At 69.7% G+C, this 544-nt stretch carries 2 protein-coding genes; one reads left to right on the top strand and one right to left on the bottom strand.

Annotated features, from left to right (window positions below):
- On the top strand, positions 1–190 hold a 190-nt coding region (locus HW577_RS26810; RefSeq protein WP_232475259.1), incomplete at its 5' end, for a hypothetical protein.
- Positions 191–380: 190 nt separating this feature from the next.
- On the opposite strand, the gene HW577_RS26295 is transcribed toward HW577_RS26810, so the two are convergent.
- On the bottom strand, positions 381–521 hold the full coding sequence (locus tag HW577_RS26295; protein WP_198378999.1) for a hypothetical protein: 141 nt from the start codon (positions 519–521) through the stop codon (positions 381–383).
- Between the last annotated feature and the right edge of the window lie 23 nt (positions 522–544).

Genomic DNA, 544 nt, shown 5'->3' on the forward strand with positions numbered 1-544 from the left:
GATCGTGTACTCTTCGGATCTAGGCCGGCGCGGTTCCCGCCGCGGGCGAAGGCGCGCGCGCCGGCGGGCGCGGCGCGCCGTCCAGGAACCGCAGGGCGAAAAGGGCGGCCAGCAGCAGGACAACCCCGCCAAGGCCGGTAAGCGCGATGCGCCGCATTCGAACGAACCGTATGTGTTTTCCGTTCCTTAGCGCCGAATCGCTGCCGCTGTGCAGGGCAAAACGCGCGAAATTGCGAGTGAGCGGGCGCCCCGCCCTTCCCGGTCGCGCACGACAGCACGATCCGATCACGCTGCATCCGCGCGGCCGGATAGCGACCTAGAATCAACGATTTACGCAGAAGGGGATCCGATCCGGCGGAAGCGGCCGAGCGGATCTCGCCCTATCGCAGCAGGAGGAGGAGCCCGAGCACTGGCAGCGCAGCCAGCACAGGGCCGAGCCAGGGCCCCACCTGCCCCGGCAGGTGTCGCGCCAGCAGCGGCCCGGCCAGCAGCGCCGCTGCGGGCAGATCGGAAGAGCGCACGTCTGAGACTCCGGTCACACCAG

Origin of the sequence: Neoroseomonas rubea, from assembly GCF_016106015.1 — a bacterium.
Lineage (GTDB): Bacteria > Pseudomonadota > Alphaproteobacteria > Acetobacterales > Acetobacteraceae > Neoroseomonas > Neoroseomonas rubea.